Annotated in this window: 14 protein-coding genes; 5 read left to right on the top strand and 9 right to left on the bottom strand. The window is 38.9% G+C overall.

The window, feature by feature from the left end:
* Positions 1 to 41 precede the first annotated feature (41 nt).
* The 3 genes from BQ5341_RS04815 to BQ5341_RS04805 all read right to left on the bottom strand — a co-directional run bounded on the left by BQ5341_RS04815 (position 42) and on the right by BQ5341_RS04805 (position 3,645).
* On the bottom strand, positions 42 to 1,412 hold the full coding sequence (locus BQ5341_RS04815) for a citrate transporter (RefSeq protein ID WP_071130913.1): 1,371 nt from the start codon (positions 1,410 to 1,412) through the stop codon (positions 42 to 44).
* A 432-nt stretch (positions 1,413 to 1,844) separates the two neighbouring features.
* A complete protein-coding gene (pta, locus tag BQ5341_RS04810; RefSeq protein WP_071130912.1) occupies positions 1,845 to 2,828 on the bottom strand; it encodes a phosphate acetyltransferase in 984 nt (327 codons plus the stop codon).
* A 154-nt stretch (positions 2,829 to 2,982) separates the two neighbouring features.
* Positions 2,983 to 3,645 carry a uracil-DNA glycosylase gene (locus tag BQ5341_RS04805; RefSeq protein WP_071130911.1) on the bottom strand — a complete coding sequence of 221 codons (663 nt, stop codon included), beginning with the start codon at positions 3,643 to 3,645 and terminating at the stop codon, positions 2,983 to 2,985.
* A 121-nt stretch (positions 3,646 to 3,766) separates the two neighbouring features.
* Between BQ5341_RS04805 and BQ5341_RS04800 the strand changes: the two genes are divergently transcribed.
* Together BQ5341_RS04800 and BQ5341_RS04795 are read left to right on the top strand one after the other, a co-directional pair.
* Positions 3,767 to 4,636 carry a Cof-type HAD-IIB family hydrolase gene (locus tag BQ5341_RS04800; protein WP_071130910.1) on the top strand — a complete coding sequence of 290 codons (870 nt, stop codon included), beginning with the start codon at positions 3,767 to 3,769 and terminating at the stop codon, positions 4,634 to 4,636.
* Positions 4,637 to 4,679: 43 nt separating this feature from the next.
* Positions 4,680 to 5,189, top strand: a complete 510-nt coding sequence (locus BQ5341_RS04795) for an LURP-one-related/scramblase family protein (RefSeq protein WP_071130909.1) — start codon at positions 4,680 to 4,682, stop codon at positions 5,187 to 5,189.
* A 52-nt stretch (positions 5,190 to 5,241) separates the two neighbouring features.
* Here BQ5341_RS04795 and BQ5341_RS04790 read toward each other — a convergent pair whose 3' ends face one another.
* The 3 genes from BQ5341_RS04790 to BQ5341_RS04780 are packed head-to-tail and all read right to left on the bottom strand — an operon-like array spanning position 5,242 to position 10,101.
* Positions 5,242 to 6,093 (bottom strand): ROK family protein, encoded by an 852-nt coding sequence (locus tag BQ5341_RS04790; protein WP_071130908.1) that lies wholly within the window; start codon positions 6,091 to 6,093, stop codon positions 5,242 to 5,244.
* Positions 6,094 to 8,802, bottom strand: coding sequence for an alpha-mannosidase (locus BQ5341_RS04785; RefSeq protein ID WP_071130907.1), 2,709 nt, complete (start codon positions 8,800 to 8,802; stop codon positions 6,094 to 6,096).
* A 15-nt stretch (positions 8,803 to 8,817) separates the two neighbouring features.
* The gene (locus tag BQ5341_RS04780; RefSeq protein ID WP_071130906.1) at positions 8,818 to 10,101 is read right to left on the bottom strand and encodes a glycoside hydrolase family 125 protein; all 1,284 of its coding nucleotides are present in this window, start codon (positions 10,099 to 10,101) and stop codon (positions 8,818 to 8,820) included.
* A 161-nt stretch (positions 10,102 to 10,262) separates the two neighbouring features.
* Between BQ5341_RS04780 and BQ5341_RS04775 the strand changes: the two genes are divergently transcribed.
* A complete protein-coding gene (locus BQ5341_RS04775) occupies positions 10,263 to 11,291 on the top strand; it encodes a GntR family transcriptional regulator (protein WP_071130905.1) in 1,029 nt (342 codons plus the stop codon).
* A 113-nt stretch (positions 11,292 to 11,404) separates the two neighbouring features.
* Positions 11,405 to 13,537, top strand: coding sequence for a GH92 family glycosyl hydrolase (locus tag BQ5341_RS04770; protein ID WP_071130904.1), 2,133 nt, complete (start codon positions 11,405 to 11,407; stop codon positions 13,535 to 13,537).
* Here BQ5341_RS04770 and BQ5341_RS04765 read toward each other — a convergent pair.
* Entirely contained in the window at positions 13,516 to 13,761 is a 246-nt protein-coding gene (locus tag BQ5341_RS04765; RefSeq protein ID WP_158661740.1) for a hypothetical protein, read from the bottom strand. The two genes, BQ5341_RS04770 and BQ5341_RS04765, sit on opposite strands and share 22 nt — an antisense overlap.
* A 77-nt stretch (positions 13,762 to 13,838) precedes the next feature.
* Here BQ5341_RS04765 and BQ5341_RS04760 point away from each other — a divergent pair, with 77 nt between their 5' ends.
* Positions 13,839 to 16,694, top strand: coding sequence for an endo-beta-N-acetylglucosaminidase (locus BQ5341_RS04760; protein ID WP_071130902.1), 2,856 nt, complete (start codon positions 13,839 to 13,841; stop codon positions 16,692 to 16,694).
* 58 nt (positions 16,695 to 16,752) lie between these two features.
* Here the strand turns inward: BQ5341_RS04760 and BQ5341_RS04755 are convergent, their stop codons facing one another.
* Both BQ5341_RS04755 and BQ5341_RS04750 read right to left on the bottom strand, forming a co-directional pair.
* Positions 16,753 to 17,313, bottom strand: a complete 561-nt coding sequence (locus BQ5341_RS04755; protein WP_071130901.1) for a GNAT family N-acetyltransferase — start codon at positions 17,311 to 17,313, stop codon at positions 16,753 to 16,755.
* Positions 17,314 to 17,424: 111 nt separating this feature from the next.
* Positions 17,425 to 18,591, bottom strand: coding sequence for a coiled-coil domain-containing protein (locus BQ5341_RS04750; RefSeq protein ID WP_071130900.1), 1,167 nt, complete (start codon positions 18,589 to 18,591; stop codon positions 17,425 to 17,427).
* Between the last annotated feature and the right edge of the window lie 353 nt (positions 18,592 to 18,944).

Below are 18,944 nucleotides of genomic sequence, written 5' to 3'. Positions count from 1 at the left end.
CTTTTTCAAAAAATCTTTTAAATGCTAATTACAATAAAATTTTAAACAAGGTTACCATACATGATATATGTGATGGCGGCCATAATAATTCCGATAATCCAACCAGTTGGGATGGATTTTTTCATGAAGTCCCCGGAAGCTACTTTAGTATAACCAAAGCCCCAAGCAACCCATGATTGAGTAATATCTAAATGTTGAGGTGCAATCGTTGTAATGGCAAATAATGGGAATAAGAATTCAACTGGAATAGTAGGATTAGCTGCTAAAACAACGGCTAAAATAGCTGAACCTGAACCAACTAAGTTCAAAGGTCCCCGGAAGAATCCTAGTGGAGTTAACACACCAAAGACAATCGCTAAAATAATAGCTGAATGTGGAATGAAGTCTCCTAAAATAGCGGTAAAGTAAGGAGCTGCAAAAGTAGCTGCATTATTAAACATAGCAAGTGCTAATAAGAAACCAATCATTGGTGCTACGTCAATAGAACCATCTGTAAATAATTTTGCAAAACGACGACAAACTTCAATGAATCCACCTTTTAATCGGCCAGTGAAAAGCATAGCCCATAAAGCCGCTACGATAAACCCGAAGATGATTGGGAAGTTAACGTTGTTTAGTTCGCCACCTTTTGGTACGAATAAAACTAAGATAACTGGTAAAATAACAGCTAACCATGAAATTGCAGGAGCATCTTTAGCAGCGCCAGATTGTGCATTAGCTGCCCAAGCGTAAGATTTTTTCTTACCCATAGAAAGACTAGAAACAATGAAGACAACAACTAAGGAAACGACTGTTGCGATAATTGACCATTTGAAATAAGTACCAAAGTCATATGAAGCAGCAGCTTCGTTAAATCCTTTGTAAATTGTTTGATATTGTTGGAAGTTGACTGGGTTTGAGAAAATCCCGGCCATGATGGAACCCATAAAAGCAAATAAAGCAACTGGAGCGGCAATTCCTAATGATAAAAGAATTGGGATAACGATAACGGCGATGGAAATAACTGGTCCAATACCGGTGTTAACCATAAAGATAACAGATGTTAAGATACATAATAAAGCCATAGTGATTTTTGGTTTGTCTCCCCCTAATTCGGTAACTTTCCGAATCAATGTTGAAGCAATCCCGGTGTCAACTAACACACGACCGAAGAAAGCACCAAAGAAGACGTTAACTAAAATCGAACGAGAATATTCAGCAGGACCGTCAGCATAAACAAACGTTAGAACCTCAAGCCAATCTCGTCCTTTCATTGCTTCTGATGGATCAAAGAAATTACCAATGACCGCAAGAAGTGTCCAAACAGTAGCCATAATGAAAAATCCGACCATTAAATTGTATCCTTTGACACAGTACCAGACCATGAAAACGAAGGATGCAATTAAAATTAAACCAATAATTACATTAACCAATTTTTAACCCTCCATATATAAGTGATTTAGCGTAGCATGTGAACTGTTTTCCAAATAAGAAATCTCAACCCTCCCGCTGCTCATTTTTTTGAAAAAGCAATTCGAAATAAAAAGACCACTTGTTACTTCTAATACTTTTCGATTCTCGTCGAACTGATATATTAGTAAGCACAAGTGAAGTATACCGTTTGCAGATTTATTTTTCAATCTTTTTTTTGAAATTCGCGAAAAAAATCACATACTCGAATGCTTTTGTTTGGGTTCGTTTTCATAAAATCAGCTCTAAACCGGCTTATTGTTAAGGTCTTTTTGAAAACATAAGCTTGCAAAAAATAACAAAAAAATATAAAAAGTATATTTTACTTTAAAAAAAAGTTCGCCAGAATTTTTTTCTGGCGAACTTTTTTTTAAAATCTAGTATATCTCTTTATGTTAAGCGTTCATTAAAGTTTGAGCAGCCGTGATAATAGTTAATTTGTAAACATCTTCTTCATTGGCTCCACGAGAAAGGTCAGAAACTGGTTTGTTTAATCCTTGTAAAATTGGTCCAATCGCTTCAAAGCCACCAAAACGTTGGGCAATTTTGTAGCCAATGTTTCCAGCTTCTAGTTCTGGGAAGACAAAGACGGTTGCTTTACCAGCTACTTTTGAGTCAGGTGCTTTTTGAGCAGCAACTGAAGGAACGTAAGCTGCATCAAATTGTAACTCGCCATCTAATTCTAAAGATGGATCAAGTTCTTTAGCAATCCGAGTTGCTTCTTGAACTTTCGTTACTTCGTCAGCTTTTGCTGATCCTTTAGTAGAAAAACTTAACATTGCCACTTTAGGTTCGATATCAAAAAGAGCAGCTGTTTTTGCAGATTCAACAGCAATTTCAGCAAGTTCTTGAGCTGCTGGATTAACATTAATAGCACAATCAGAGAACAAATATTTTTCTTGGTCGCGGCCTTTAATCATAATGAAGGCTCCGCTAGTCCGAGAAACGCCAGGTTTTGTTTTAATAATTTGTAATGCAGGGCGAACGGTATCGCCGGTTGAATGGATTGCTCCAGAAACCATGCCATCAGCAAGTCCCATATAAACTAACATTGTGCCAAAATAATTTTCATCTTTCAAAATCTTTTCAGCTTGTTCTTTAGTTGCTTTGCCTTTACGACGTTCGACAAAACTTTCGACCATTTCATCCCATTTAGGATAATTATTAGGATCAAGAATTGTAAATCCAGATGTTTTGTAGCCAATTTCATTAGCGATTTTTTTTACTTCTTCGCCATTACCAATCAAAATAGGTTCTACTAATCCGTCTGCTTTCAAACGAACGGCTGCTCCTAAAATACGTGCATCCGTTGCTTCCGGGAAGACGATTTTAATATTTTTTCCCGTAATTTTGTTTTTTAAGCTTTCAAAAAGTTCCAAATGTGTTCCCTCCAAAAATTTATTTACCTATTAATCATACACTAGATTGTTTTAAAAAAACAGGATAACTTGCTGTATTCATTTTTTTATAGTAAATAGCTTTGTTCCTATATTAATACACAAAATGATGTTGTCATTTTTAACGACAGTTGTATTATTTTTCTAAGCGCCAGTCAATCGGCGTTTGCCCTAATTGAATCAAAGCGGCATTGGCTTTTGAAAATGGTCGGGAACCAAAAAATCCTCGATATGCTGATAATGGTGAAGGATGTGGACTTTTAAGAATCATATGTTGTGGCGCAATCATAGCCGCTTTTTTTTGAGCTGAAGCGCCCCATAAAATAAAAACAATCGGCTGCTTTCTGGCGGATAATTCTAAAATAATTGCATCTGTAAATTGTTCCCAGCCCCGCTTACTATGAGAATTTGCTTGATGTGCTCGAACAGTTAAGACAGCATTCAGTAGTAAAACGCCTTGTTTAGCCCATGGAGTTAAGTCACCAGATTTTGCCGGCGAGATACCTAGATCATTTTGTAATTCTTGATAAATATTTCTAAGTGACGGTGGAATCTTCGCCTCACCTGTCACGGAAAAACTTAAGCCATTAGCTTGCCCTTCTTCGTGATAAGGGTCTTGGCCTAAGATTACTACTTTTACTTGATTTAAAGAAGTCAGCTCTAGTGCTTGAAAGATTTCTTTTTCTGGTGGAAAAACGATTTGTTCGGCGTATTCTTTTTTTAAAAATTGTTGGAGATTTTGAAAATAATTTTTAGCCGTTTCTTGACTCAATTGTGGCCAACCTGTCAGTACGTTCATCACGTCACCTCCTCTTTTAGTTTAAGCTTTTTGGAAATTTAAACCAAGCAGAAATTTTTAAAGACGCTAGAAAAGTGTTAGAATGGATTTAGATTGACGACACAAATAAGGAGCGGATTTTTTGATTAAATTAATAGCTTCAGATATGGATGGAACCTTATTAAACGAAAGTTCTCTCGTTTCTGACAAGAACAAAGAAGCAATTCTTTTTGCCCAAGAACAAGGGATTGAATTTATGGTGGCGACTGGTCGCGGTCGGATGGAAGCATATCCTGTTTTAGATCGCGTAGGTTTGCATTTGCCAATGATTACCGTCAATGGTGCCCAAGTCTATGATCAAAGTGGCGACATTTTATTTACAATATCTTTTGAAAAAGATGCTGTTGAAACAATCGTTAGTATTTTGCGCAAACATCAATTGTATTTTGAATTGGCTACCTCACAAGGCACATATTCGGATAGTCACATTCGGCGGATTCAAAGCACCACCCGCTATATTCACAGCAACCGCCCTTACGTTTCACCTAAATTAGCGATTGCCATGACGGCGGCTCATTTGGAAATGTTGAACGTTCAATTTGTTGATGATTTTTCTGGCATTTTAGCAGATAAACATATTTCGATTTTAAAATTTATTGTTTTTAGTATGGATGAAGACGAACGTTTAGCCCAAGCAGCCGCTGAAATTAATTTATTGCCTGATTTGGCGGTGACAAGTTCTGCTAAAAATAATATTGAAATTAATCATATTAATGCCCAAAAAGGTTTGGCTTTAAAAAAAGTCGCTGAAAGTCGTGGCATTGCTATGGAAAATGTTATGACAATCGGTGATAATTTTAACGATATTTCCATGTTAGAAGTGGCTGGCATAAGTTTTGCCATGGCCAATGGACCTGAAGAAGTGCACAAGCATGCCAAATTTTTAGCAAAAAGTAATGCCGAAGATGGTGTAGCTGACGCGATTTATCAAGTGATTAAAGACCAACTTTAACTGATAGTTAAACCTTACCGACCATAAGAATAGGAGATGCGTGATGACAGAATATTTCATTCAAAAAAAATATTTAGGACGCCCCGCGCGGACGATTGTCAAAACGCGGGATGACAAAAGTGTCTTCTTATTGGTGGGCACTTGGGGTCCTAAAGGCGATGTGCTGACGGTGTATTCTATGGAAGGAGAATTTTTGGCAGCTGTCAAAAAAGTTCCTTGGTCATTTGGTTCACGATTTGATTTATATCAAGGATATGAAAAAGCTGGCACTATGAATAAAATTTTTTCGTGGCGTTTTGATTTTTATTATATTGCCCAACTTGGCTGGCATGTTACCGGAAATGTTTTTGATCATCAGTATACTATTCGCACTTTTACTCGGCCTGTGATGACTATGACTACCGGAATTGATGTCCGGGGAGATTATTATCAACTAGATATTCCCCAAGATAACGAGGCACCGTTGGCTATCTGCATTGCTTCTGTCCTCGATTATTGGGTCTATGAAAATCAAAAGCAGAAAAATTTTAATTTTTCTCCTGAATTATGGTAACAAAAAAAATGTCCCCAGTTCGTTTGTCTACTGGAGGCATTTTTTTATTTGTTTATAAATCTGCAGCTAATAATAGGGCGCCGATAATTCCGGATTGATTTGGCAAGCCCCAACGAACAATATAGTCGTCAATATTTTCAATTTCTACATAATGATTCATTTGCTTAAGAAATGATTGGCGAATTTTTCCTAACAAGTGGTCTTGATTCATAACCCCACCGCCCAGGACAATTTTTTCCACCGGAACCATTAAAGTGTAGTTGACCAAGGCTTGGGCCAAATAATATGCTTGCAAATCCCAAACCGGATGATCAGCTGGCAAATTTTGCCCTTTAATATGCGTCCGAGCTTCGATACTTGGTCCAGCCGCTAAGCCTTCCAGACAATCATGGTGATACGGACAAGTTCCTTTATAAGTATCAGCCGGATCGCGTTTAATAAAAATGTGGCCCATCTCAGGATGACTGGCGCCGTGAAAAACTTGCTCATCTAACACTAAGCCACCGCCAATTCCTGTGCCAATTGTTAAATACAGGCAAGATTTCTTCCCTTGAGCAGCGCCTTTTTTTAATTCACCGTACGCTGCCGCATTGACGTCAGTAGTCCAAGCAGTCGGTACTGGAAATTTTTCTTCCATCGCTTGTAAAAACGGAAAATTTTTCCAGGCAGTTTTTGGTGTGTTTAAAATATGCCCATACTCGTCACTGCCTTTCACTACTCCAATCGGACCAAATGAGCCAATGCCCATTTTTTCCACTGGATATTTTTCGAAAAATTCAAAAACGCCGGCCATGGTTTCCTCTGGTGTGGTGGTGGGAATTTGTTTTTGGTGGATAATGTTTAACGATTCATCGCAGACGGCCAAATTAAATTTCGTCCCCCCGGCTTCAATTGCTCCGTACATTTATTTTCCTCCTTCAAAGCCCACCGTCAAAATTTCATAAGGCGCCATTTTTTTAGGCACCACTTGATCAGTGGATTCTTCTAATAAGTTTAATAATACACCAGAGTCTTGCCCTTTTTCTAGGGTAAAGTCGGCCATATCTGGGGCTAAATTAAAGGCCCGCACTACTAAAGTGTTGTCATCTGCCCGACGTTTGACGGCTGTAACTGCGGTCATATCACCTTTAACATTAATAAATGACTGCTCACTTTTTAAGATTCCGTCTTGTTGCGGTTTCACTTGTTGCGTTGAAAATGGTACTTGACTGGCGTAACTATTTAAATAAGTGGCGTAACGATCCGTTGGTGTTTCATGAAATTCAACAGCAAAATGAAAAATATGTTCACCGAGACATTGAGCTTCTGGTGTTGGGAAATAACCCCAATCGCCCATTTCGCCTACACAACGCAATAAAGTTAAAGCGATAGTGTTGCTGTTAAGGATTTCATATTCATTTAAGCCAAAATTGCTCATCGTCAGTCCGCCACTTTGATCATGAATATTACAAAAAACTTGTTGATGTTGAGGATTGGCCGGATTAAGCCAAGACTTGCTCACCTTATTGGGACGAGTGACTACTTCAAAAATACTATCGGCTTCATGCGTTTCCGTTTGGAATTCTGTGGGAAATAAAACACGCAGGCGATGATCTTTCATTTGATTATTTAAAGTAGTAGTAAAGCTGAGGCGCCGTGAATTTTCTGGTAGAGAAATTTTTGTGTGAATATCTAAAGCCATCACTTGCGGGCTACGACCATCTGTCCGTTGGTTAAAATCAAGAACCATTTGTTGTTCGGTGGCCAAGCTTTCCACCGCACTAATCGGAATCAAAAGTGTTTGGGTGACCATCACTTCCGCTAAAAAGTCTTCGTCAGAAATAATTTCTACTTTAGCTTTTTCGCTGCTTGATAAAATCGGTTCTTCATCTGGTAAATGTCTGAAAATATATTCATTACCAACATCGCCATAATCTTCGTAAACAGCCAAATCTTTTAAAGTCCGGCCAGTTGCTTTATCTTGATAAGTGACGGAGCCATTTTCGGCAATGGTGACTTTTACTAATTCATTTTCTAAAACGTGGCCGTCTTCTTTAATGAAGGATTTTTTAATCACTTCAGGAATTTCACTTTCGTCAACATTCTTTTTCAATACTAAAGCGTATGTCTTAAAGGAAAATGGTGCCACATCTTTGACAAGTAATTTAACTTGAATGGTTTTTTCCATCATTGGAATCCGGAATCGATCTTGCGGTAAAAGATAATTAAATCCGACTTTTGCTTGTGAAATTTCAGCAGGAATTTCATTGCCATTTTCATCAATCACCATAAAAACATCTTCTGCTTCAGCTAAAAGTTCTTGATACAAAGCTGGTGGACGGCCTTGACTAAAGGTTCTGTTTTCCAGTTGGACAATTACTTCAGCTAAATCACTTTTCGTTTGACCAGTCGTATTATAAAAAATAAATGGCCAACTATCTTGAGGAAATTTCGTCGTATCGACGGCTTTACCGATTTTTTCTAAGCTTTCTTGAGCGACAAATTCTCCAACTTCAGAAGCTTTGGCAAAACGCGTCATCATTTCCCGATGGACGGCATCAACGGAACAACCGCAAATACTATCGTGGGGATGATTTTGTAGTAAAGTTTTCCAAGCATAAGTCAGTTGGTCATGAGGATAATCGCCAGAAATTTCAGAAGCGATGCTGGCTAAAACTTCCGCTTGATTTTCTAAAAGGCGCTCCACGCGCGTATTTTCCTGTTTCAAATAAACCCGGGTAGATGCCGTGTTTGCTAATGTATACCAACCATCAGTTTCTTGGCTAGTGAGTTCCCCTTTAACTGTCGCTAAATCTTCTGGGGCTTGCGCTTTTACAGCATCTAAATAATCGTCAAAGTTCGAATGAATAAATTCATACTCAGGAAAAAGTCGATTGGCGACTTCAATGGCTTGACCAATATCTTTTTGCACAGGTTGATGGTCGACGCCATTCATCATTAACAGTTGATCAGTCGAAGCATAACGCGTCACTTCGGCTAATTTTCTAGTCCAATAAGCAAATGCTTCTTCTTCATCGACTGGAATTTCATTACCATTAGAATACCAGTTGGCAAAAAGTAAACCAAAAATTTCGGTATTATCTGGTCCAACCCATTTCATTTCTGAATAATTGGAAGTGTAATTTTCATCAGGCAACACTTGATTGTCAAAGCCAATTGGTTTTACCCCCCGACCAAAAGCTGCTGCATCTAGTCCGGCTTTTTTCATCAGTTGCGGTGTTTGGCCCATATTACCAAACGTATCTGGAAAATAACCAAGCTTAACGGGTTGGCCCCATTTGGCTGACTCTTGGGCGCCGATTAACATATTGCGGACGTTAGATTCGCTACTAATAAGGAAATCATCTTGCAAAATATAAAACGGTCCAATTTTTAATTTTCCTGCTTGAATCGCTGCTTTGACTTCCGCTTTTCTTTGTGGGCGAACCTCTAGATAATCGTCAAGAATAATTGTTTGGCCGTCTAAGTGAAAACTTTTAAAATTTTTGTCATGGGCAAATAAATCTAGCAAGTCATCCATTAAATGAATTAAGCGCATATGATGTTGTTCATAAGGCATATACCATTCGCGATCCCAATGGCTGTGAGAAATAATGTGTACCGTTTTTTTCATTGTTTTTGTATCCTCCTAAATAGCTACTTTCAAACCATAATAATCTAGCAAAAGTTCGCAAAACATCATATTGGCCCACGAAAACCATTCCCGCGTATACAATGAATCGTCGTCAACGTGAAAACTTTCATGCATATGTTTCGTGTTGGCGTCATTTTCCACGAGTAAATTTAAAATTCGTTCTTTTTGATGGCGATCGTCTGTCGTTAATCCTTCCATCGCTAAACTAATTGGCCAAATATAATTTTCTGGGGTGTGACTTGAACCAATCCCTGCTGCCCGACTTCCTTCATAATAGAAAGGATTTTCTTTACTGAGCAATGTTTTTCTCGTTTTTTGATAAATAGCATCGTCTGCGCTGCCAAATCCTAAGTATGGGGCGGCCATTAAATTGGGAACATTGGCATCATCCATCAAACTCGCTTGGCCTAAACCGTCGACCTCGTAAGCATAAATCGTTTCACCGGCATTATTTTTTGTTGTGCCGAATTTTTTTAAGCCGTCTAAAATTTCTTGGCGTAACACTTGAGCTTGAGCGGTGATGTCTGCATTTGGTAAAATTTCTGTAAAAATTTCTGTGACATATTGCAACACGACTGCAGCAAACATATTACTAGGAATTAAATAACCATATTGACAAGCGTCATCACTTGGGCGGAACCCTGACCAAGTCAAACCGGTGTCACCCACTGGATTGCCGCGCCCATCATGAGGCAATGTATCTTCTAGCCGGGTAGTTTCCCGTTCAAAAGTATACGGGGAAGTGGCGTGATGTTGTTCGGTAGTAAAAACTGTGAGAATTTTTTTGACGCCGGCGACAAATTGATCATCAAAATGTTTCGTACTTCCCGTATTTTTATAGAGTAAATAAGCCAATTGCAACGGATAACAAAGAGAATCAATCTCGTATTTTCGTTCCCAAATCCAACCATTCATCGCCGTTTTATCCTTTTGATGGCCAGCAAAATTGTCCGTTTCGTTAAAGGCATTGGCATAAGGATCTAGATTGACATAAAAAAATTGTTTTTGAGAAAGGCCGGCGATCATTGCTAAAATGTCCGGATCGTTTTTAGCTAAAATTAAATAAGGACGCACTTGGGCGGTGGAGTCGCGCAACCACATGGCGGGAATATCGCCGGTTAAGACAAAAGTTGAACCGTCCGCTAAACGCTTGACGGTGGTTTCTGACGTATTGGCAAAAGCATTTTTAAAATTTTCACCCCAACGCTTGTGGTCCTCTCCACATTTTTCAACGATTTCGTCCATTAATGTTTGGACACTTGTAGGAATTTTTTCCATGACGCACCTCTTCAGTCGAATTTGATATATCATTTTTATGACTTGAGTATAAGCGATTGCTTTGCAGTTGTCTATGTCTTTTTTGTTACATTTAATTTTTATTTACAAATTTTTTTTTTGTGCTATGCTCGACATATGATATATCAATTTAAGGAGGACTTATGATCCCACTTTACAAAAAAATCATGGGGGACCTAGAAGCTGATATTTTAAGCGGCAAACGCCCTGTGGCCACCCAAGTTCCTACCGAAAAAGAATTATCCCAGCAATATCAAGTCAGCCGCATTACTTCTAAGCGCGCTTTAAATGAATTAGAAACACTCGGTTTAATCGAGCGGGTGCAAGGAAGAGGCAGCTTTGTTAAAGCGCCTGAGAAAATTTTTTCCCCAGCTAAAAAAATATTATTTATTTTACCATTTGCTAATGATTTGTCTTTGGGCAATTTCAATCTCGGACTGGAACCCGTATTGCAAGAGCAAGGCTACACTTTATTGCTCGGGACTTATGATTTATTAGAACAACAAAATATCGAAAAAATGACCCACGAATTTGCCGGACTCATTTATTATCCGGATCAAACTCAAACCCATTTGGCTCTTTTATTTGCTTTACAAAATATATCTTTTCCGGTGGTGATTTTAGATAAAGAAATTCACGAATTAAATCTGCCAACGATTGTCTCGGATAATTTTTCCGGCGGATTTTTGGCTTGTCAGGCTTTGTTAGATGCTGGTCACGAAAAAATTGCGTACCTTTTTGGCAGTCAAAAACATGGTCAAACAGCGCGCAATCGTTACTTAGGTTACTTATCGGCTTTGACCCATCGCAAAAATTTTTTCCAGACGGGCATTGATTGGTATGTAGAACCTGAAAATCTGTTATCGACTTTAAGAAATGAACAGATTACCGGTTTAGTTTGCGAAAATGATTTATTGGCGATGCGGATTTCTCAACAATTAAAAAATGAGGGCGCCCGTTTGCCGGAAGATTTTTCAGTGGTAGGGTTTGACGATATTCAAGCGAGTCGCTACTTAGATCCGCCTCTGACCACCATTCAACAAGATTTTTCTCGCCTAGGGGAAACAGCCGGGGAAACTTTATTAGAAATTATTCACCAAGGACATCCGCTAGCTTTAAAAAAAATCCCCGTTTCCTTAGTTGTCCGCCAGTCAATAGCTCTTCAAAAGTAACCCTTGCACTACTTATAAATAATTTTTAAGCAGTAAAGTTTAAGAAAATCAGCTTTGCTTTAAAATGTTTCAACTACTAATGTTTCACTACTAATTTTTGCAGGAGGTTTTTTATGTATTCGATTGATACAAGAATTGGGACGGCTAACGCGCCGCAATTTTCTCACGGGAATTGTCTGCCACTGACTGGCGTCCCTTTTGCCATGAATTATTTTTCCGTTCAAACAGCAGGCGAAAATGGGAGTTGGTGGTTTCATCCTGACCACCGAACTTGGCAAGGTTTTCGGCTCACTCATCAGCCAAGTCCTTGGATGGGCGATTTTAGTCATCTGGAAATCCAACCAGTCACTGGCTTTTCTGCGCCTGTCAAATTAGCTGAAGCACAGTCTTCTTATCGGCCTGAGGAAAGTATTTTTGAGCCAAGCCAGCTGCAAATTTTTTCGAATCGTTATCAAATTAAAAGCAAGCTCGTTCCTAGTTGTTACGGCGGCATTTTGAATCTGGATTATAGTCGCGCTAGTGAAAATCCCGGTGTCTTGTTGCAGTTATCCGGCCGTTATTTTATCGAACAAATTAATGCTACAACAATTTCCGGTTGGGTAATTAATTTTGCTGGCAGTGAAGATGCCGACTTGCGCTTTTATTTTGTTTTGCAATCTGATAGCCCGCTAGAACTTTCCGCTCCTAATGAAAACAGCGAAAATACGGCGCTAATTACATTTTCAAGCACGCAAGTTAATTTACGTTTTGGTACTTCATTTATTTCCAATGAGCAAGCAGCACTTAATTTGCACCGAGAAGAAGATTTATCTTTAGCCGATTACTTAAAAAATAGCCGCCAACAGTGGCAGGAACTTTTTGAAAAAATTGAGATTCAACATCATAATCAAAATGAAATTTCGACTTTTGCCCATAATTTATATCGCTTGTTTCTTTTTCCACAACGCTTTTATGAATTAGATGCCGACAATCAGCCGATTCATTACAATACTATCGAAAAAAAATCTGCTCCGGGCATCCTTTATACAAATAATGGGTTTTGGGATACGTATAAAACAGTTTACCCGCTTTTTTCTTTGTTGATTCCTGATTTGTACGGCGATATGTTAGAAGGATTTTTAAATAGTTACCGAGAATCAGGATTTTTGCCAAAATGGATATCCCCTGACGAACGTGGATTAATGCCGGGTACGTTAATTGACGCGGTGATTGCCGATGCCGTGGCCAAAAATATTCGTCCAGATTTGTGGCCAGAATTATTTACGGCCATGAAAAAATCAGCCACCATCCAAAGTGCCAAAGAAAATTATGGACGGCGCGGGACGGATGATTATTTAAAATATGGTTATGTGCCAAACACCCATCACGAATCAGTCAACCACACGCTGGACTACAGTTACAGCGATTATTGTCTGAGTGTCGTCGCTCGCGCCCTTGGTGAAAATGAAAGTGCCGCATTTTATCAAAAACAAGCGCTAAATTATCGCGCCCTCTTTGATAAAAAATCCCAACTGATGCGCAGTAAAGATGTAGCGGGTCATTTTTCGCCAGATTTCACAGATATTTCTTGGGGTGGCGATTATGCGGAAGGTTCAGCTTGGCAATCTAGTTTTGCCGTTTACCAAGATTTTGGCGGCTTAATCAAACAATTTGGCAGCGAAGAATCATTTTTAAATAAATTAATCGAACTATGTAATCAAGCCCCGCGCTTTACAGTCGGCGCGTACGGTTTTGAAATTCACGAAATGAGCGAAATGGCCGCTCTGGAATTGGGTCAACTGGCGATTTCAAATCAACCAAGTTTTCATCTTCCTTATCTTTTTAGCTATGTTGGACACCCTGAATATGCTCAAGTTTTATTGCGTTCACTGATGAAAATTTTTAACGCCAGTCCCACAGGTTATCCTGGCGATGAAGATAACGGCAGCATGGCCGGCTGGTATATTTTAAATGCGCTAGGATTTTATCCAGTCACACCAGGTAGCGGTGAATATGTTTTGGGCATTCCACTTTTTGATCAAGTGACTTTGCATTTGCCAAATGGAAACGACTTTGTAATTACCGCCACACCAAATCACCCTCAACAACAATTTGTCGAAAAAATTATCGTCAATGAAAAAATCCACACACCACTTTTCATTACTCACGAAACAATTTTAGCCGGCGGAAAATTAGAATTTCAACTAGGCATCGTCCCTCACCCTAAAACTTTTGTAAAATCTGATTATCCTTTTAGTCTGACATAAGGTTGTAAAAAAAGTGTTCTGGGGCGTAGAAAAATAGGGAAATCGTTGCGAATGCTCCATTCGGATAAGGTTTTATCTTTTTTCCTAGCCACAACTTTTTTACACCAGTAATCAAGGGCGTAAAATCCCCAAAAAAGTCTGCACTGAAAAAGAAATTTTTCTGGTGCAGACTTTTTTTCTTTAATTTGTTGCGATTCCTCTTTAATTTGTTCATTTTTAGCCAAGATGTAAAGCGTTATCATATAAACGTAAGGGAGACTCTATCGGAGTAGTGTCCAAAAAAATTTTGTAGGAGGCTCTTATGAACAAGAAAAGTGTTAGAAAATTTTCCGCACTGCTGCTTTTTTCAGCAAGTATTGCCATGCTAGCTGCGTGTACCCCGAAAACAGAGGATTCCAAAGCAGAGGCTAATGACGACAATACCCTTAGCCATTTGACAGAAACTGAAGAAAGTAAAATCAATAAAGGCATGGATAATTTGCCGGAAGCTTCCTATTGGTTCCCTGAAGATTTATTGCAATGGGATTTTGCCAGTGATCCAGATGCTAAATACAATGTCAGCAAAATTCCATTGGCCGAGCGGGTTGCCAAAGAAGATCTACCAACGAGCAATGAAACGCAAGACCCTGATATGAAAGTCGTTGCCTTATCAATTATGAATAGTTCTACTTCCGGTAACGCTCCGCACGGTATCAATGATGTAAATTCCAATGTTTTTTCTTATTGGCAATATATTGATCAACTCATTTATTGGGGCGGATCATCTGGTGAAGGAATTATTGTTCCTCCATCAGCCGACGTAATCGATGCCGCTCATAAAAATGGTACGCCAGTCCTTGGCACAATTTTCTTCCCACAAGTAGCTCACGGCGGGAAAATCGAGTGGCTAAATACATTTTTAGAAAAAGATGCGGACGGTAACTTCCCCATCATTGAAAAATTAATTGAAGTCGCTAATGTTTACGGCTTCGATGGTTGGTTTGTCAATCAAGAAACCGACACAGAAGATGCTAGTTTTGAAAATGCCGAACAAGGTGTCACCACTGATGCTGCTGGCGGATTGAACAAAGAGCATGCTGATTTAATGAAAGAATTTATCGCGCAATTTAAAGAAACCAACGATGAACTTGAACTGATGTGGTACGATTCCATGACTAATGAAGGAAAAATGGATTGGCAAAATGCTTTAACGGATAAAAATTCAGATTATCTCGTGGATGCAGACTTAAATCCACTAGCCGATTCGATGTTTCTTAATTTTTGGTGGAACAGTGAATCCCGCAAAGATCAAGAATTATTGAAAGCTTCTAAAGAAAAAGCTGAATCTTTGAAGATCAATCCTTATGATTTATACGCCGGCATTGACGTCCAAGAAAATGGTTATATGACGCCAGTGGATTGGAATTTATTTATGGATGAGAATGGCAAACCTTATACTTCTCTTGGCTTGTACGCACCAAGTTGGACTTTCTCTTCAGCCGGATCTCTTGAAGATTTCCAAGCTAAAGAAGATGCTTTTTGGGTAAATGATTTAAGTAATCCGACTCTTTCTGTTAAACCTAATGGCGACAAATGGCCGGGGATTTCTACTTTTGCAGTGGAACAAACGGCGATTACGCAATTACCATTTGTAACTAATTTTAATTTAGGTAATGGTTATAATTATTTTATCGATGGGACAAAAGTTTCTAATATGGACTGGAATAATCGTTCCATGCAAGATATTTTGCCGACTTATCGTTGGTTGATGGATCATCAAGATTCCAAAAATGATCTGAAAGCTTCTTATGATTATACCCAAGCTTATATCGGCGGGAATTCCTTGAAATTCCGGGGAACAATGGAAAAAGATCAAGCAAGTATCTTGAAATTATACGCCACTCAATTAACTTTAGAAAAAGATACTGTCTTTACTACTACCGCTAAAGCAACTGAAAATACAACATTGGAACTTGTTTTAGAATATGAAGATGGAACGAGCGCCACTTTTGCTGGCGACAAAAAAATCGCTGCCGATTGGACTACAACTACATTTGATGTTAGCAAAGCGGTTGGCAAAGTAATCACTTCGATTTCTTATTCTATTAGTTCTGAGGCAGACAGCACTGTTTATGATTTTAATTTAGGTCAGTTATCCGCTAATGCTAAACCTGAAAAAGTTGATTTAAAAGTGACTGATGTCTCAATCGAAGATGCTATATTTGATGAAGAAGAAAGTAATTATGCTGGTGTTCGTTTAACTTGGGCGGTAGACCAACCAGATAAAACAAATTATTTTGAAATTTATCGTATTAATGAAGATGACACGCGTTCATTTATCGGCGTGACTCCTGCCTTGAATCATTATATTAATGCGCTAGAACGTAATGACGATACAAATAAAACAAACTTTGAAATTGTGCCGGTGGATTATTTCGGCGTCCGGGGAAATGCTTCTGCTGAAATTACGATGGACTGGCCAGATAATTCTGTACCGAAAGCTGATTTCACTGCTTCACGTACTTTATTAGCACCAGGTGAAAAAGTTACTTTCACCAACACTTCTTCCACAAATACTGAATCAGTTAAGTGGGCATTTGAAGGTGGAGACATTACCGAAAGTACTAACGATGCTCCTGTAGTCACTTATGACAAAGCTGGTGTTTATGCAGTGACCATGACGGCCATCAACGACAAAGGCGAAACGCCATTAGAAGTGAAAGGTTTAATTACCGTTACTGAAGATGCTGCTGGAGATTTAGCCTTACTTTCTGCAAATGTACCGACTGAAGCTTCTGGATTTACGAATGATGGCGAAGCTCCAGAAATGGCCAACGACGGCATCATCGATACAAAATGGTGTGCAGTTGGAACGCCGCCTCATGAATTAACAATGGATCTAGGCGCTGATAAAACAATTAGCGAAGTTCATCTCGCACACGCTGAAGCTGGTGGCGAAAGTCCTGATATGAACACCAGAGCTTTTGCAATTGAAGTTTCAAGTGATGGTGTCAACTTCACCCGCGTATCTCGCGTAATTAATAATACCGCCGCTGAATCCGTTCATACTTTTGCTGCTGTTGAAGCGCGCTACGTAAAAATTATTGTCGACAAACCAACACAAGGTTCCGACTCTGCTGTCCGTATTTATGAAATGGGCGTTTACGGTTTAGAATAAAAAATATCTATCCACTAAAAAACGTCGAGGAAAAATTCCTCGACGTTTTTTTGCTAGATTAAATTTTCTTTTGCATATGATCATACATATGACCGGCAATTTTATATTGTCCGACTGAAGTAAAACCCATTTTCTCATAAAGTCGTTTGGCATTTGGATTATGCAAATCACAAGCTAAGCCAATTTTTTGACGATGTTCCTTGTGAGCAATCTCTGGTAAGGCGTTTAACAATTTCGTCCCAATGCCTTGTCCGCGGAAATTTTTTGCAACTGAAATCGAATCTAAATACCATTCATCAGGAAATGTTTCCGGATCTTCAAATAAAGTCACTTGAGAAATGCCATAATTCAATAAAATTTTATTTAACGGACGGTCAATCACCTCTTCGTCCGTGTCTGGATAACCGAAAGCAACTCCTGCCACTTGACCATTTTCTTCATAAACTACACCGCGAGTCAAACTGTAGCGATACTCAGGCTCTAAGGCGGCTTCTTGCAAAATTTCTAAAACTTCATCTTCTGGCACCTGATCTAAAAAAGGCAATTCCATATCTTTTAAGATAACTAAAATCAATTGGGCAATTTCAGGCAAATCTTTTTTTTGGGCGTTTCTAATCAAAAAAACACTCCTTTCTTTTTGGTCCTCTACTATCCAGTCTAGTAAAGAAACGAAAAAAAAACAAGGCACAGGGCCTTGTTTCTACATTTTAAATTTCAAAAAGTTTTACAACTAACGAATGTAAATATCAATATGATTTCCAGTTGTCCCGCGATCATAAATTTTAGCGCTGGCGCCAAATGGTGTTGGAATAACTGTTCCTTTAGCATCTGAACCGGCAGCAACGATATAACCATCGCCATCGCAGACATAACCATCAGAAGAAACGTGGCGTCCAGGAATACTTAAGCCGCCCCCTGGTAAAACAGATTGAGAGTAGTAAGTAAATTTATAGCCATTCGCATAGACAACACCTTGCGTCAAAAATTGTCCCAATGAAATTTGCGCACTAGAACTTGAACCACCACCAGTACTTGGTGTTTCTGGTACGGAAACTTCTGGCGTACTTGGTGCTGGTGTAGCGTTGTTCGCTTCATTTTCTTTATCAGCGGCCGCTTGAGCAGCTTGTTGAGCAGCTTTGTCGGCGGCTTGTTGGGCAGCTTTATCAGCAGCAGCTTGTGCTAGTTCTGCTTGACGTTGCGCTTCTTTTTCAGCAGCGGCTTTGGCAGCAGCCTCGGCAGCTTCTTTAGCGCGTTGATCTTCAATAGTTTGTTTCTTTTCAGCTAATTGTTGTAACACTTCTTCATTAGCAGAATATTTATCTTGTAAAGAGCCAACTTGGACATCCAAGTTTTGTTTCGCACTTTCTAAATCAGCTTTTTGCGTTTCTAAATTAGCTTGTTCAGTTTCTAAATCACTTAGCAATCCAGAAATTTTTTCTGTTTCTTCATTTAAAGCAGTCATTTTATCATTTTCAGCTTGTTGCATTTGGCTTAAAACAATCGCCCGAGAAATGAAATCAGAAAAACTTGTTGCTTCCAATAGAAGTTCAAAACTATTCGAGTTGCTGCCTTCCATTTGCATTGCTTGCAAACGTTCCTCAGCTACTTGACGACGTTTTTCAATGGTTAATTTTGATTGTTGAATTTGTTCTTCCATCGTGGCGATGTTTCCATTGGTTTCGTCAATTGTTGCTGATAATTCATTAATTTCGTTGGTTTTCGTGTCGACAGCTGTCAGCGCATTTTGAATTTCTTGACTCAAGTTCGCGTTGCTTTGTTGGACTTGCGCTTCTTGTGTTTTAACATCATCAAGATCGTCGGCTGAAAGTAATACTGGAAAATTTCCGGCTAGAAAAATTCCGCATAAAGCTAAAATGACCAGTTTTTTCCCTTTCACGCGTGTAACACACCTTTCTTCGTCTTTAATCTTTACCCATTATACTCATAAAAATCCCCCCAAACTTTGCAATCAAATTACATTTTGTTACAAACATGAAGCACATTCCCCTAAAAATGTAACGCAATTGAAATGAAGGCTGTCGAAAAGCCGTTTTGCGCTGTAGAAATTTAGGAAAATGGTGAATGAACGCAAAGCGGTCAGTAGGCATTTTGTCTAATTTCCTAAGCGCAGGCTTTGAGACACCGTAAAAAAAGGTTGTCGAAGGCGCGAACAGTGACGTAGAAAAATAGAAATTCTGAACGCAAATGGCACATTTGCCAGAAGAATTATCTTTTTTCCCAGTCGCTGCA

The sequence above is a fragment of the Enterococcus timonensis genome, assembly GCF_900104595.1.
GTDB lineage: Bacteria > Bacillota > Bacilli > Lactobacillales > Enterococcaceae > Enterococcus_J > Enterococcus_J timonensis.
Note: the sequence above shows the minus strand (reverse complement) of the source record. Positions and strands in the feature narration are given on the sequence as shown.

Excerpts from the sequence above, each read along its gene's own strand:
- BQ5341_RS04805 (WP_071130911.1), bottom strand. The coding sequence starts at position 3,645 with ATGAACGTACTGACAGGTTGGCCACAATTGAGTCAAGAAACGGCTAAA.
- BQ5341_RS04795 (WP_071130909.1), top strand. The coding sequence starts at position 4,680 with ATGACAGAATATTTCATTCAAAAAAAATATTTAGGACGCCCCGCGCGG.
- BQ5341_RS04790 (WP_071130908.1), bottom strand. The coding sequence starts at position 6,093 with ATGTACGGAGCAATTGAAGCCGGGGGGACGAAATTTAATTTGGCCGTC.
- BQ5341_RS04785 (WP_071130907.1), bottom strand. The coding sequence starts at position 8,802 with ATGAAAAAAACGGTACACATTATTTCTCACAGCCATTGGGATCGCGAA.
- BQ5341_RS04780 (WP_071130906.1), bottom strand. The coding sequence starts at position 10,101 with ATGGAAAAAATTCCTACAAGTGTCCAAACATTAATGGACGAAATCGTT.
- BQ5341_RS04775 (WP_071130905.1), top strand. The coding sequence starts at position 10,263 with ATGATCCCACTTTACAAAAAAATCATGGGGGACCTAGAAGCTGATATT.
- BQ5341_RS04770 (WP_071130904.1), top strand. The coding sequence starts at position 11,405 with ATGTATTCGATTGATACAAGAATTGGGACGGCTAACGCGCCGCAATTT.
- BQ5341_RS04760 (WP_071130902.1), top strand. The coding sequence starts at position 13,839 with ATGAACAAGAAAAGTGTTAGAAAATTTTCCGCACTGCTGCTTTTTTCA.